At 73.8% G+C, this 14,211-nt stretch carries 8 protein-coding genes; 2 read left to right on the top strand and 6 right to left on the bottom strand.

The features are described from left to right. The first annotated feature begins 698 nt into the window (after positions 1-698). Complete coding sequence (locus tag ACGFML_RS15355; protein WP_393543835.1) at positions 699-1,754, top strand: PHP domain-containing protein; 1,056 nt, start codon at positions 699-701, stop codon at positions 1,752-1,754. Between the two features lie 30 nt (positions 1,755-1,784). Here ACGFML_RS15355 and ACGFML_RS15350 read toward each other — a convergent pair whose 3' ends face one another. The 6 genes from ACGFML_RS15350 to ACGFML_RS15325 all read right to left on the bottom strand — a co-directional run bounded on the left by ACGFML_RS15350 (position 1,785) and on the right by ACGFML_RS15325 (position 12,451). Next, positions 1,785-2,684 carry an aminoglycoside phosphotransferase family protein gene (locus ACGFML_RS15350; RefSeq protein ID WP_393543833.1) on the bottom strand — a complete coding sequence of 300 codons (900 nt, stop codon included), beginning with the start codon at positions 2,682-2,684 and terminating at the stop codon, positions 1,785-1,787. A gap of 136 nt (positions 2,685-2,820) precedes the next feature. Beyond that, positions 2,821-4,194 carry a chloride channel protein gene (locus ACGFML_RS15345; RefSeq protein WP_393543831.1) on the bottom strand — a complete coding sequence of 458 codons (1,374 nt, stop codon included), beginning with the start codon at positions 4,192-4,194 and terminating at the stop codon, positions 2,821-2,823. A gap of 121 nt (positions 4,195-4,315) precedes the next feature. Next, positions 4,316-5,224, bottom strand: coding sequence for a LysR family transcriptional regulator (locus ACGFML_RS15340; protein WP_393543829.1), 909 nt, complete (start codon positions 5,222-5,224; stop codon positions 4,316-4,318). Positions 5,225-5,252: 28 nt separating this feature from the next. After that, positions 5,253-6,476, bottom strand: coding sequence for a glycine C-acetyltransferase (locus tag ACGFML_RS15335; RefSeq protein WP_393543827.1), 1,224 nt, complete (start codon positions 6,474-6,476; stop codon positions 5,253-5,255). A 41-nt stretch (positions 6,477-6,517) separates the two neighbouring features. Beyond that, on the bottom strand, positions 6,518-7,546 hold the full coding sequence (gene tdh / locus ACGFML_RS15330) for an L-threonine 3-dehydrogenase (protein WP_393543825.1): 1,029 nt from the start codon (positions 7,544-7,546) through the stop codon (positions 6,518-6,520). 234 nt (positions 7,547-7,780) lie between these two features. Beyond that, entirely contained in the window at positions 7,781-12,451 is a 4,671-nt protein-coding gene (locus tag ACGFML_RS15325; protein ID WP_393543823.1) for a hypothetical protein, read from the bottom strand. Between the two features lie 178 nt (positions 12,452-12,629). Here ACGFML_RS15325 and ACGFML_RS15320 point away from each other — a divergent pair, with 178 nt between their 5' ends. After that, complete coding sequence (locus ACGFML_RS15320) at positions 12,630-14,159, top strand: S1 family peptidase (RefSeq protein WP_393543821.1); 1,530 nt, start codon at positions 12,630-12,632, stop codon at positions 14,157-14,159. The last annotated feature ends 52 nt before the right edge of the window (positions 14,160-14,211 follow it).

Below are 14,211 nucleotides of genomic sequence, written 5' to 3'. Positions count from 1 at the left end.
AGCCTCCGCCGAATTACCTGACGTGGACGGACGTTCATCGTTTGGTGGCAGCTTCTTCACATGCTCCATGGTTTTGATCTTGCCAACGTGACGCCCGCTTGACGGCGAACAGGACATTCCCCCATCAAATCGCTGATGCCCAGGTCAGGGGCTAGATGATCGATCAGCGACGGTGCGCCGCCTGCGCATTCGATGTGCAGATCTTCTGAAGGCCCGCGATTTTTACGCGATGTCGAGCCGGCACGGCGGGGGAACTGCGACGGTTGCCCGCGGCATCCATCGAGGAATGTTGCACCGGCATTACGGCCACAGGCATCAGTTGACGCCCCTGGGGGGTATTGCCGGAAATGCGCTCCGTAATGTGCGCGGCATTGCGACGAAAACCGATCGGCTGTCCAGAGAACGGACATAACCGCATAACAGCGCCACGCAGGACGAGAGGGAAATGAACGATTTACCTCAGGTAATGCACGCGGGTACGGCATAGCCCCAGGATGAGGACCGGCGCAGATCGGTCATCCGCGGCCGGCGGGTGCCGGCCGGCCCGCTGCCACCCCGGGAGGGGGCCGCCCCGGGGCCGGCCCCTCCGTCCCGGGCCCTCCCGTCTCTGCCACCGCACCGCCGACCGCCGGTGGCAGCCGGTGCCGGAGTGCGGCACCGTGAAGGGAACTGCCCGGCACGCCGGGAAGGAGCCGCAGGTGAATCCGGTCGAGGCGCTGGAACGGATCGCCTTCCTGCTGGAACGGCAGGGGGCGGTGACCTATCGCGTACAGGCGTTCCGCACGGCGGCTGAGGTGATCGGCGAGCTGTCCGCCGAGGAGCTGCGCAGCCGCGCGGCGAACGGATCGCTGGCCCGGCTGAAGGGTCTGGGCCCCAAGACGACCCGGGTGGTCGACGAGGCCCTGTCGGGCGAGGTGCCGGCCTATCTGACGCGGCTGGAGGAGGAGGCGGGCGGGCCGCTCGTCGAAGGGGAGCGGGGAGCGCGGCTGCGGCGGGCGCTGCGCGGCGACTGCCATCTGCACTCCGACTGGTCCGACGGCGGCAGCCCCGTGGAGGCGATGGCCAGGGCAGCCCGCGACCTCGGCCACGACTGGTGTGTGCTCACCGACCACTCCCCCCGGCTCACCGTCGCCCACGGACTCAGCCCGGACCGGCTGCGCGCCCAGTTGGCACTGGTGGCGGAGGTGAACGAGCGCCTGGCGCCGTTTCGGCTGCTCACCGGGATCGAGTGCGACATCCTCGACGACGGCGAACTGGACCAGGAGCCGGAGCTGCTGGAGAGACTGGACGTGGTGGTGGCGTCCGTGCACTCGAAACTGCGGATGGACGCCCGGCCGATGACCCGGCGGCTGCTGGCCGCGGTCAGCAACCCGCTGGTCGACGTGCTGGGCCACTGCACCGGCCGGCAGATCACCGGCAAGCTACGGCCGGAGTCACAGTTCGACGCGGAGCAGGTGTTCGCGGCCTGCGCGGCACACCGTACGGCGGTGGAGATCAACTGCCGCCCCGACCGGTTCGACCCACCGCGCCGACTGCTCCGTCAGGCGCTGGCCGCCGGGACGCTGTTCTCCATCGACAGCGATGCGCACGCCCCCGGCCAGCTGGACTGGCAGATCTACGGGTGTGCCCGCGCCGAGGAGTGCGACGTACCGGCGGAGCGGATCATCACCACCTGGACGGCCCGGCAGCTGACCACCTGGACGGAAACCGGGCGGACACCACGCGGCCGAAGCGGGCCCGGCGGCAGCCCTTAGTGCGGAAGGCACCTGCCCTTGCCGAAGACCTCAGCGCTCTCCCAGTACCGCCCGGATCACGTACCGGGCGTTGTGCGCCATCGCCGGGTTCGTCCTCCGGTAGTACGGCAGCGCGATCAGCGCCTGCGAGAGCGTTCGCCCCCGGCCGCGATTCCAGGTCGCGTCGTCCACGCCGAGCGCCTCGCGGAAGACCTCCCGTGCGCCGGCCGGCAGCAGATTCCACGCCGGGAACAGATCGCAGGCCGGATCGCCCCTCCCCGCACACCCGAAGTCGATCACCGCGGTCAGCCTGCCGTCCGCCACCAGGAGATTGCCCGGCATCAGGTCGGCATGCAGCCACACCGGCGGCCCGTCCCCGTCCGGGGCCCGCAGCGCGTCCTCCCACACGGCGACCGCGGCATCGCAGTCGACGCCTTCCTCCGGAATCCCGCGCAGCTCCTCGATCGCCGCCCGGGTCTCCGCGTCGAGCGAGGCGACCGGCCCGCCGCGGTGGGCCACCGGCGCCCCCGGCAGGGTGATGCTCCGCATCGCCGCCACGAACCCGGCGAGATCCCGAGCCAGCAGCGCGGGCTCGCTCAGCGCTCCCTCCGCGGGGTTCTCCCCCGCCAGCCACCGGTACACCGACCACGGCCACGGATACCCCTCGGCGGGCTCGCCCGCCCCGAGCACCTCGGGGACGGCCGTGGGCAGCCGGGCCCCGAGGCGGGGCAGCCACTCCCGCTCCATCGACACGTCCCCGGCTCCCCCCTCCACCAGCGGCAGCCGGACGACCATGCCGTCGCCCAGCCGGTACATCGCGTTGACGGTGCCGCCGGACGGAAGCCGCTCCACCGCCGACCCCGCCCATTGCGGGAACTGCCCGGCGATCAGCCGCTGTACCAGGTCGTCGTCGATCGGGTGCATGCCGGGATGCATCTGCCCTGTGCTCATGGGGCGCCATCCGACCGCCGGACACCGGCGGGCGTCAACCGCATTTCCCGCTGGTGGGGCGGGATACGGCGACGGGGGTCGGTGACCGCGCACCGTCAGCAGGGGACGGATCTCGTGCGGGCTCGGTCGGACCGTCTCACGGCCTCGTCCCCTCACCGGCGACTGCCGCACCGGACCGGGGCGCCGTCCCGCTCACGGGTGTGAGCCGCGCGGTCAGGACGTACGCGACCACCACGGCGACGATCACCAGCGGCATGACGGTGAGCCCGGGGCGGCCCAGCAGCAGCGTGGCCAACAGCACCGCGGTCATCGGGAGACGGAACATCGCGACCGTCATCGCCCCGATGCCCATCGCGAACGCGGCCGTGGCCGTCAGGCCGGGCAGCTGGGACAGGGCCATGCCGCCGGCCGCGCCGAGGAACATCGCCGGGAAGATGGGCCCGCCCCGGAAGCTGCTGAGCGACGCGCAGTACGCCAGGCTCTTGCAGGCGACCAGCAGCACCAGGGCCGCCGCCGAATACCCCGTGCTGTCCTCGAACAGCGTGCCCAGCGCCGACTGCCCCGAGTTCAGCACTTCGGCGACCGGCTTGCCGGTGGCCTCGGAGAAGGCGATCGCCAGGGCGCCCACCACGAGGGCCATCGCCACCGTGGCCGGGAGGCGGTGCGGGACGACCCGGTTCTTGAGGAGCACCGCGAGGCGCCGGACACCGAACCCGAGGACGGCGGCGCCCACGCCGATGGCGAGCGCCCAGCCGAATTCCGGAAGGCTCGGATCGGTGGCCTTGGGCACGCCGTGGACCGTGAGCGCGTAGGTCCCCAGACCGCTCCAGTCCCCCAGCCCCGTGAAGATGAGAGCGCCGATGCCGGCCGCGAGCAGCCCGGGCACCAGCACCGCGCCCAGCATCGCACCGCCCAGCCCCGAGGCTTCCATCAGCAAGAAGGCCCCCAGGAGCGGGGACCCGAGCAGCGCGCTGACCGCGGCGAAGCTGCCGGCCGCCCCCACCACGCCGGCGGCCTGGTCCGTCAGATCCCGTTGCAGCAGGCGGACGACGCCGACGGCCAGCCCGCCGCCGAGCGCGATGAGCGGCGCCTCGGGACCGAGTACCGCACCGGAGCCGAGGCTGGCCAGCGCGGCCAGCGCAATGCCGGGCAGCGCGGAGACGGCGGGGGCACCGCCGACCGCGAACCCGTCGGCGGGCTCGTGACCGCCGTTGCCCGGGAGGTAGCGGATCACCACCGCGGTCAGCAGCCCGCCGACCGCGAGCACCGGCAGCGGCCACCACACCGGGGCTCCCGCGAAGCCCAGCGCGCGCGGCAGGTCGTGTTGGACGAGCGATTGCAGTTCCTGGACCACCGCGAGAAAACCGAACGCCACCGCACAGACCGGCACGCCGAGCAGCGCGGCCAGCACCAGCAGCTTGAGGTAGCCGCGGCTGCGGAGCAGTGCGGACGGGTCCCGCGGCGCCGTGGCCGGTGTCCCGCCGGCCATCCCGGACTGGCCGACCGACATCGCATGCCTCCTCGGAGCCGGGAACGCACCTGGCGCCCCGCTGGTCGCAGCCGTGCCGAGCCTGCCACGCGCGCCCCGCGCCGCCGCGGAGGACGCGGCCGGGCACCGGGCCGCGCCGCCCTCAGCCCTGCGGCGCGGCGGCCTCCCGGAGAGCCGCGAGCACCGGGCGCAGCAGCGGATGCTCCTCCGCGCCGCGGCGCACCGCCGCGAAGACCCGCCGGGTGGGGGCCACCCCGTCGACCGGCCGCACCACCACGCCCGCCAGATCCAGGTCGGCCAGCGCCGAGCGGGGCACCAGCGCCACGCCCGCCGCGGCCGACGCCAGCGAGACCACCGCGCGGAAGTCGTCCGAGGAATGTTCCAGCCGAGGCTCGAAGCCGGCGTACTCACAGGCCAGGACGACCACGTCATGGCAGGGGTTACCGGGGTAGGGGCCGATCCACGAGTCCTTGGCGAGGTCGGCGACCGACACCCGCGACGCGTCGGTGAGGCGATGGCCGACCGGGAGAACGGCGTCGAAGGGCTCGGCGTACAGGGGGACGCGGGTCAGCCGCGGATCGTCCGCGCGCGGCGCGCCCCGGTACTCGACGGCGACGGCCACGTCGACCTGTCGGTCGAGGACCATGAGCAGGCTGGCGTCGCCCTCGGCGTCCTGGACGCGGACCCGGATCCCGGGCGCGGACGTCGCAAGGTCGGTGATCGCGGGCGCCACGACCAGCGAGATGCCGGTGGCGAAGGCCGCGACGGTCACCACGCCCGCCTCGCCGGAGCCGTAGGCGGCGAGTTCGGACTCGGCACGCTCCAGCTGGGCGAGGACGGCGTTGGCGTGGACGAGCAGGATCTCGCCCGCGGCGGTGAGCCGGACCCCGCGGGCGCTGCGCTCCACCAGGCGGTGTCCGGTCTCCTGCTCCAGGGCGGCCAGCTGCTGGGAGACCGCTGAGGGAGTGAGATAGAGCGCGGCGGCCGCGGCGGTCACCGTACGGTGGTCGGCCACCGCGCGCAGGATGTGCAGCCGCCGTGCTTCGATCATGCTTCCAGTTTCGCAGGGTGGCGCCGGGTCACCCTTCCACGGCCGCGGGTGCCTCCGCCGCCATGGCGGACCGCGCCGCCACGAACGCGTCCACCGCGCGGTGGACGTCCTCGGTGGAGTGCGCCGCCGACAGCTGTACGCGGATGCGTGCCTGGCCCTGCGGCACGACCGGGTAGGAGAAGCCGATCACGTACACGCCGCGCTCCAGCAGCAGCTCGGCCATCCGGGCCGCCTCGGCCGCATCGCCGATCATGACGGGGGCGATGGCGTGCTCGCCGGGCAGGACCTCGAAGCCCTCCTCGGTCATCCGGGAGCGGAACAGCGCGGTGTTGGCGCCCAGCTGTTCGCGCAGGTCACCGGCGGACTCCAGCAGATCCAGCACCTTCAGCGAGGCAGCCGCGATCACCGGGGCGAGCGAGTTGGAGAAGAGGTAGGGGCGCGAGCGCTGGCGCAGCAGGGCGACGATCTCGGCGCGGGCGGCGACATAGCCGCCGGAGGCGCCGCCGAGGGCCTTGCCGAGGGTGCCGGTGATGATGTCGACACGGTCCATCACGTCGTGCAGCTCGGGCGTGCCGCGGCCGCCGGGGCCGACGAAGCCCACCGCGTGCGAGTCGTCGACCATGACCATGGCGCCGTGGCGGTCCGCCAGGTCGCAGATCTCGCGCAGCGGGGCGAGGTAGCCGTCCATGGAGAACACGCCGTCGGTGACGATCAGCTTGCGGCCTGCGCCCCCTTCCGCGGCCTCCTTCAGCTGCCGTTCCAGATCGGCCATGTCGCGGTTGGCGTAGCGGAAACGGCGGGCCTTGGACAGGCGGATGCCGTCGATGATGGAGGCGTGGTTGAGGGCGTCGGAGATGACCGCGTCGTCCGGGCCGAGCAGGGTCTCGAAGACGCCGCCGTTGGCGTCGAAGCAGGAGGAGTAGAGGATCGTGTCCTCCTGGCCGAGGAAGCCGGAGATCCGTCGCTCCAGCTCCTTGTGGACCTCCTGGGTGCCGCAGATGAAGCGGACCGAGGCCATGCCGTAGCCCCAGCGGTCGAGCGCTTCGTGGGCGGCCGCGACGACGTCTGGGTGGTCGGCGAGGCCGAGGTAGTTGTTGGCGCAGAAGTTGAGGACCTCGCCGGGACGGCCGCCGGCGGTGACGCCGACGGTGGCGGACTGCGGGGTACCGATCACGCGCTCGGGCTTGTGCAGTCCGGCGGCGCGGATCTCGTCGAGGGTGCCGCGCAGCTCGTCGCGCAGGGAGTCGAACATCGGGAATCTCTCCAGGAGGTGAGGGTGGCAGGGCCGGAAGGTCAGCTGGTCCAGTCGAGGATGATCTTGCCGCTGAGGCCGCTGGCGGCGTCGTCGAAGGCGGCGTCGAAGTCCTGGTACGGGTAGCGGCCGGTGATGACCGGCGCGAGGTCGAGGCCGCCTTCGAGCAGGACGGACATCGCGTACCAGGTCTCGAACATCTCCCGGCCGTAGATCCCCTTGATCGTGATCATGGAGGTGACGATCCGGGACCAGTCGACGGGGAACTCCTGGGCGGGCAGGCCGAGTACGGCGATCCGGCCGCCGTGCGTCATGTTGTCGATCATGCCGCGCAGCGCCTCGGGGCGGCCGGACATCTCCAGACCGATGTCGAAGCCCTCGCGCAGGCCCAACTCACGCTGGCCGTCCGCGATGGAGGCATCGGAGACGTTGAGTGCCAGGCTGACGCCGACCTTCCTGGCCAGCTCCAGGCGCGGTTCGCTGACGTCCGTGATCACGACGTTGCGGGCACCGGCGTGCCGGGCGACGGCCGCGGCCATGATGCCGATCGGCCCGGCTCCGGTGATCAGTACGTCCTCGCCGACCAGCGGAAACGACAGTGCGGTGTGCACGGCATTGCCGAACGGGTCGAAGACGGCGGCGATGTCCAGGTCGACCGGGACCCGGTGCACCCATACGTTGGCCGCCGGGAGCGCCACGTACTCGGCGAACGCGCCGTCCCGGCCGACGCCGAGGCCGACCGTGGCGCGGCAGAGGTGACGCCGGCCGGCCAGACAGTTGCGGCACTTGCCGCAGACGAGGTGCCCCTCGCCGCTGACCAGATCGCCGGCCTTGATGTCGGCCACGTCGCGGCCGGTGCCGACGACCTCGCCGACGAACTCATGACCGACGGTCAGCGGGGTGCTGATGGTCTGCTGGGCCCAGCCGTCCCAGGAGCGGATGTGCAGATCGGTGCCGCAGATCCCGGTGCGCAGCACCTTGATCAGGACGTCGCCCGCGCCGACGGCCGGCTCCGGCACGTCCGTGAGCCACAGTCCGGGCTCTGCCTTCTGCTTGACCAGTGCCTTCACGTGACGGCTCCCGTGCCTGAAAAGTGCCTGCCGGGGGGCACGCCGCGGCCGCCCGATCTCCATCAGGAAATCTTCCCTACGCAGGCCGCCGGGTCCATCGAGGTTTTCTTAAGCGCAGTCACAGCTGCCCTTTACGCCCCTGTGGCACCAGGCCGCCGGGGTACGGACGGCACCGGCGCGGAGCGGGCGGTCACCCGGTCGGCCGACCGGATGCCGCGCCCTCCCGTCCGCGGCTCAGCGACCGGCCCAGGCGTCCGCGAACATCTCGTGCAGCGGCCTCGGCGCCAGCAGCCGGGTGAACGGGCCCGACGGCTCGCGCTTCTCGGTGACGGTGGCGAGGTGGGCGTCGAGCTTGGCGGTCTCCAGAGGCAGATGGGGCGCCTTGAGATCCGTCCAGCCGCCCGGCAGGAAGGCCGTACGACCGGCGCGGCTGCGCTTCTCCGTCACGAGGGCGCCGGTGGCGGTGAGTTCGACCTGCGCGGTGCGGTGCCGGGCGGCGGTCCAGCCGTTCCAGCGCCGTACGTTGCGGTCGGTGGGCCGGGCCAGTGTGAGCAGCTGGAGGTGGAGTGCGGCGGCGTCCCGGCCGACACCGAGCGCCGCTGCCGCCTCGTCCACCACTTCCGGCACGCTCAGCAGTGGGTTGGCTTCGTATCCGCCGACCGGTACGGGGGTGGCGGCGGCCCGCGCGGCCAGTGCGGCGACGCCGTCGCGCAGCACGCGTAGCCGCTCGATCTCGCGCAGCAGCTCGGTCATGCCCAGGTCCGCGCAGAGCCGGGTCATCGCTGCGTACTTCCCGGGACGGCCGAAGCCGGCGGGGCGCAGGAACACGGAACTCCGGTCGCCGGCCATCTCGACGAGGAGCAGGCCCTGGTCGTAGTACAGCGGCGGGCGGGCCCGGTCGCTGATGGGGGGCTCCAGGGCCGCCACCGGATACGCCTCCGGGCCGAACAGGGCGGTCATCTGTTCCCCGCCGAGCGAAAAGCGGTGGCTCCGCAGCCGGATGAGGAGGTCGGGGGCGTCGAGACGCTCCGCGAGACGGGCACACAGCGCGGGTGTCCCGTGGGTGGCGGGATCGCCGACGGGGCGTTCGGTGAGCGCCCAGGACAGCGCGGACGCCATGTCGAGATAGGGCGTTTCGTAACTCGGCCGCCGGCCCGGGGAGCCGTCGGCCGTGACCGGGTGGACGTACAGCGAGCCGTACTTGTTGGCGACGACGACCCGCCGCAGGTCCTCGGTGAGCAGGCCGCCGCCCTCAGGGTCGCCCAGTGCCGCGGCCGTGAGCTCGCCCAGCCCCAGCTCCTTCTCCAGCTCCTCGGACAGCTCCTCGTCCACCGGCGCCCGTCGGCCCAGGAGTGCGGTCCATTCCGCGGCCATCCGCTCGGCGGCCGCCACCAGCCCCTGGGCCGTCCACAACTCCGCCGGGTCGTCGGGGAGTCCGGCCGCCAGCACCCGCGTCCGCCCGGCGATGCCGAGACGGCCGACCAGCCGCTCGGCGTCGTCGGCGACCGACTTCGGGGCCTGGAACGGCTTGGCGCGCAGCAGGCGCGCCGTATCGCCGTACCCCGGCTTCGTGGGGAGCCCGGCGAGCACATGCGTGGCCACCGCCCGGCGCACCCCGCTGCGGGCGACGAACGCCGCGACGGCCTCCCCGGTGAGGTCCAACGGCCCGCGCTCGGCGAGCTGTTCCAGCAGCCGGGACAGGCGGGCCGCGTCGTCGTGGGTGACGGTGACCGTACGGAGTTCGGTGGCGCCCTCGGGGGCGGGGGCCGTACCGGGCTGGACGAAGCGGTAGGAACCGCCGGGCCGGAGGGCTTCGGTGGGCTCCGGGGCGGCACCCTGGCGGCCGTTGCCCATCCCCGTGGCGACGGCGCGGCCGGTCTCGCACAGCGGGCGCAGCGCCTCGCCGGAGGCGTTGCCGAGCCGCCAGGTGCCCGGCTCGGCGAACGGGGACGCGGCCCAGGTGGTGAGCAGGGCACGCAGCGCGGCGCGGTCCTCCTCCGGCGTGGTCTGCGTGATGCACCGCCAGGCCGCTGCCCGGATCCCGCCCTCCAGCAGCACGGCCCAGTCGCGCGGCCGGGCCGGCGGGCCGATCCGCCGGGCGGCGTCGTCGATCCGGCCTCGCAGGAACGCGCCGTCGGCCGCGATCGCACAGACGGTGGCGGGCTGGTCGGAGGCCCGGGGGGCGTTGTGGGAGACGGGTACCTCGAGGAGGTTGTAGAGGGCCTCGGCCAGGGCGCGGTCGGTGGTCTCGGCGGCGGGGCGGACCCGGGCGCCGGAGCGGATCAGCGCCGCCCGCGCGGAGAGGGTGCGCCGGCGGTCCAGGATCCCCGCCGCGGTGCGTACGGCTCGGACCACTCCGTCGAGGACGGCGGGGTCCGTCACACCGGGCAGTGCCCGGGCCGCCTCGGCACGGACGGCGCCGTCCCCACCGCCCGACGCCGCATCGAGCAGCGCCCCGGCCGCGTCGGCGTCCGCCGCCCGCAGTGCCTTGGAGGACTCGGGGTGCCGAGGGGTCAGGAAGTGCCAGAAGGCGGGCGGCGGGAACAGCGGGCGGTCCGCGGCGGCTTCGGGGCTCCCGGCGGGCCGGGCGGATCCCTTGCGGTGCGGGAAGCCGGGCGCCTCCCACAGCAGGGAGTTGTCGGCGGCGGCGTAGCAGCGGATGGGGGCGTACTCGGTCAGGACGGCCTCGGCGCCGCCTTCGGGCAGCCGAATGATGCCCCAGGGGTCCTCTCCCGCGCGCGAGACCCGGAACTCGGCGGTCCGTCCGTCGTTGCCCTCCAGCAGATAGCGCACCGGGGCGTTGCCGCTGTACTCCCAGTGCAGGACCCGGCAGCCGGCGAGGCCGTCCACCTGGCCGAGCGGGGAGGCGGGGGCACCGGGTGGCAGCGGGGCGAGGGTCTGCAGGTCGTGCGTGCGGAACAGGCCGGGCGGCGGGTCGGCGGCGAGGAAGGCCGGCAGGGCCGTGCGCTCGGTCCGGGCGCCGGTGGCCGGGTCGATCTCGCACCAGGTGTCGCGGCCGTACCGCTCCCCGAAGAGCCGCGAACTCCAGGTCCGGACGCCGTCGCCGAGCTGCTGTTCGTAGTGGCCGATGCCGTGCCGGTCGCCCGGCCGGAGCACCTGGGTGCCGTCGTGGCGGCCGCCGCCGTCGGGCGTGGCGAACTGATAGCCGAGGGCGCCGTCCGTGCTGCCGCCGTAGGGGATCAGGCCGAGGGTCTCCTCGGGCACGAAGACGTCCTCGGGGCGGTCCGCCCAGAATGCCTTCTCCGCCAGCCGGCTGTGCCGGTCGCCGCGGCACCAGCCGACCAGGAAGCTGCCGCCGGCGGTGAACACCGCGTGGTGTGCGGCCTCCTCGGGGAGCGCGAACGTGCAGGAGGCGACTTCGCCGGTGGGGTCTACGGCGATCGCCCGGTCCCGGGTGAAGACCGTCAGCGCCGGCCAGGTGGCGGTGACACCACGGATCTCCCCGCGGCCGCCGAGGCGCCGTACCGCCGCCTCCAGCGCGGGCCAGCACAGCTCCTCGGGGAGGCCGGCGCGCAGCGTGCGCAGCAGCGGCCCGACGCCGTCGAGGGCGTCCAGCGCGGTGTCGATGCCGTCGAGCGCGGCGATGGCCGGCGGGTCGAGGGCCTTGTCGAGTGTGGCGACGGCCTGCTCCGCCGCGCCCAGCCCGCCCTCCGCGACGGCATCCAGCAGCCGGGTCACCCGCCCGTGGAGCGCCGCGTCGGTGCCGTCGCCGAGCGGCAGCCGTGGGGCGCCGGCCCGCGGCTCGCGCGGCGCGTACGGAGTGCCCGCCAGCCGCACCCCGAGCACCGGGTCGGCGGCGAGCGCGCGGTAGTCCCGCCGGGCCTTCGGGCCCCAGTACGTCAGTGCCACCCGGGGGCCGGGGTCCGTCACCGCGATGGCGTGGGCCAGGCACAGGTCGACGAGGTCGGCGTCGAAGAGGGTGTGCCGGAAACGCGAGGTGTGGAGGCTGACCGGGGTGTTCTCGGACCTGAGGCGGGCGGCGAGCCGCGGCACCAGGGCGTACAGCTCGTCGGGCATCTCCTGCCGTCGGACCCCGGAGTTGGAGCCGCGGTAGGAGTAGTGGAACGCGAACCGGCCGAGCCAGCCGCTCAGGCCGCCCGCCGGGACGATCCCGCCCTCCGCCATGGCGTCGTCCACTCCGGTGGCGGCGAGCAGCCGCAGCCATGCCCCGCCGTCGGTGACCGAGGTCGGGAACAGCTCCGCCAGTGCCCGGCGCACCGGCGCCGGGGGCGGCACCTGGGCGAACACCGGCCCGACACCGTCCAGGAAGGCGTCCGGCAGGGGACGGCCCTGCGCCGCCACGACGATGTCGCCCAGTGCCCGCGCGCTCTCCGCGGCGCCGAGCCCCGCCGCCTTGGCCGATGCCTGCACCCTGCGGTGCAGATCCTTGGCGGGCGTGCCGCCGCCGGCGACGAAAGCCAGCACGAAGGACACGAACTCCCGGTGGGCGAGGCCCGCTTCGAGGGTGGCGTGCAGCCGTCGCTGGTGGACGGCGGTCTCCTTGCCGGGCAGCGCGCCGAGGCGGGCGTAGAGCAGGACGTTTGCGCGGTGGTACGCCTCGTCGACCGGGAGGCCGTGCTCCTCCTCCGCCTGGCGGGCCAGGCCGTACGCCGTCCCGGCCTGGCGGGGCATCCAGGCACCCGTCCGGTGGCCGACGGTGTCCCAGAACCAGGGGAGTTGGGCCGCCGGGAGCTTGGCCGCGCGACGCCTCATCTCGTCCAGAAAGCGGCCGGGTTTGTGCACCGCCCGTCCCCACCCGTCCTTCAGCGACGTCAGGAGGTCGAGCGCCTCGCCCTCCGCCGCCGGCGCGTGCAGCCGCGCCCAGTCCAGGAACACGGTCGAATTCTTCGCGTCGGCGGGCGGCATCACAGGCAGTGCAGACATGGGAGGAATCCTGGCATGCGGCACTGACAACCGGCCGGTGACCCCGAAGCCGCCGGGAGTGTAGGACGGCCGGCGCCGAACCCGGCGGAATTCATCGCACCTTGAGTGGCCATGAGCCCCCACGAGGCCCGCTGCGTAGGACTGGGTAACGCAGTGCACCCCAGCTGGAGGTCAGTGAATGAGCCACCGACAAGCGAACCGCCGACAGACCGGGCGGCGGCAGACCGGTCACCGGCATGTGAACAAGAAGACCGGCGCCCTCGTGGGCGCTTCCGCCGCCGCCATCGCGGCGGCCGCGATCCTGCTTCCCAACGCCCATGCCAGTACCGAGCAGCCGGCCGCCCCGCGGACCTTCTCGGCGCCGTCGGCCGCCCGGCTCGCCGAGTCCCTGAAGGCCGATCTCGGGGACAAGTCGGCCGGCTGGTATCTGGACGGCGCGTCCGGCCACCTGGTGATGAACGTGCTGGCGAAGGACGACGCCGCGACGGTCACGGCCAAGGGCGCGGTCGCCAGGGTCGTGCAGCACAGCATGTCCGCGCTGAAGGCGGGCACGCAGACGCTGCGCACCACCGCGTCGGTCCCGGGTACGGCCTGGTCGATCGACCCGCGGACGAACAGAATCGTGGTGCTCGCCGACAAGACCGTCACCGGGCGGAAGATGGCCGCCCTGACCAAGGCCACCGGGCCCATGGGCGGCATGGTGACCGTCAAGCGATCGGCCGGCGAGTTCCAGCGGTACGACGGCGAGGGCATGGGAGCGGACGCGCCAGGGGCCGGTGGGGCGGGCGGGGACGACGGGGCCGGAGCGGACGGCGGAGCCGCTGCGGACGGCGGCGCGGCAGCCGACGGCGGCGCGGGCGCGGACGGCGGCGCGGGCGCCGACGGTGGCGCGGCAGCTGCCGGCGGCGCAGGGGCCGACGGCGGCGCGGGTGCCGACGGCGGTGCCGGCACGGGCGGTGGCGGCGGCGGTGACGCGGCGGCCGGGCCCGTGGGAGGCAGCGCCATCTTCGGTGGCAACGCCCGCTGTTCCCTGGGCTTCAACGTCACCGTGAAGGGGGCGCCGGCCTTCCTGACCGCGGGTCACTGCGGCAACGACTCCAAGACGTGGACCGCCGATCAGGGCGGCAGCCAGCCGTTGGGCACCGTCCAGGACTCCCAGTTCCCCAAGACCGACTTCGCCCTGGTCACCTACGACGATCCGGGCGCCCAGCCGCAGAGCGCGGTCGACCTGGGGAACGGCAAGACCCAGCCGATCGCCAAGGCCGCGGAGGCCGCCGTCGGCATGAAGGTGCAGCGCTCGGGCAGCACCACCGGGGTCACCGACGGCAGCGTCACCGGCCTCGACGCCACCGTGAACTACGGCAACGGCGACATCGTCAACGGCCTCATACAGACGGACGTGTGTGCCGAACCCGGCGACAGCGGCGGCTCGATGTTCTCCGGCGACTCGGCCGTCGGACTGACCTCCGGGGGCAGCGGCGACTGCACTCAGGGTGGCGAGACCTTCTTCCAGCCGGTCACCGCCGCGCTCCAGGCGACGGGCGCCGAAATCGGCGCCGGTGACGCCGGTGGCGGCGGCAGCGCCGCGGGCGGCGGCGACGCCGCAGGTGGCGGCGACGCCGCAGGTGGCGGCAGCGCCGCGGGCGGCGACGACAACGCTGCGGGCGGCGACGCCGCCGCCGCGGGTGGGGGTGGTGCCGTGAACTGACCGAACCGCGGATCCCGGGTCAGGGCCCCGCACCGTTCACCACGGTGCGGGG

The organism is Streptomyces sp. NPDC048650, assembly GCF_043199095.1.
Classification (GTDB): domain Bacteria; phylum Actinomycetota; class Actinomycetes; order Streptomycetales; family Streptomycetaceae; genus Streptomyces.
This window is presented reverse-complemented; position numbering and strand designations above follow the sequence as displayed.

What these genes read in the sequence shown, in the direction of transcription:
- ACGFML_RS15350 (WP_393543833.1), bottom strand. Translation starts at nt 2,684, where the DNA reads ATGAGCACAGGGCAGATGCATCCCGGCATGCACCCGATCGACGACGAC.
- ACGFML_RS15345 (WP_393543831.1), bottom strand. Translation starts at nt 4,194, where the DNA reads ATGTCGGTCGGCCAGTCCGGGATGGCCGGCGGGACACCGGCCACGGCG.
- ACGFML_RS15340 (WP_393543829.1), bottom strand. Translation starts at nt 5,224, where the DNA reads ATGATCGAAGCACGGCGGCTGCACATCCTGCGCGCGGTGGCCGACCAC.
- ACGFML_RS15335 (WP_393543827.1), bottom strand. Translation starts at nt 6,476, where the DNA reads ATGTTCGACTCCCTGCGCGACGAGCTGCGCGGCACCCTCGACGAGATC.
- ACGFML_RS15325 (WP_393543823.1), bottom strand. Translation starts at nt 12,451, where the DNA reads ATGTCTGCACTGCCTGTGATGCCGCCCGCCGACGCGAAGAATTCGACC.
- ACGFML_RS15320 (WP_393543821.1), top strand. Translation starts at nt 12,630, where the DNA reads ATGAGCCACCGACAAGCGAACCGCCGACAGACCGGGCGGCGGCAGACC.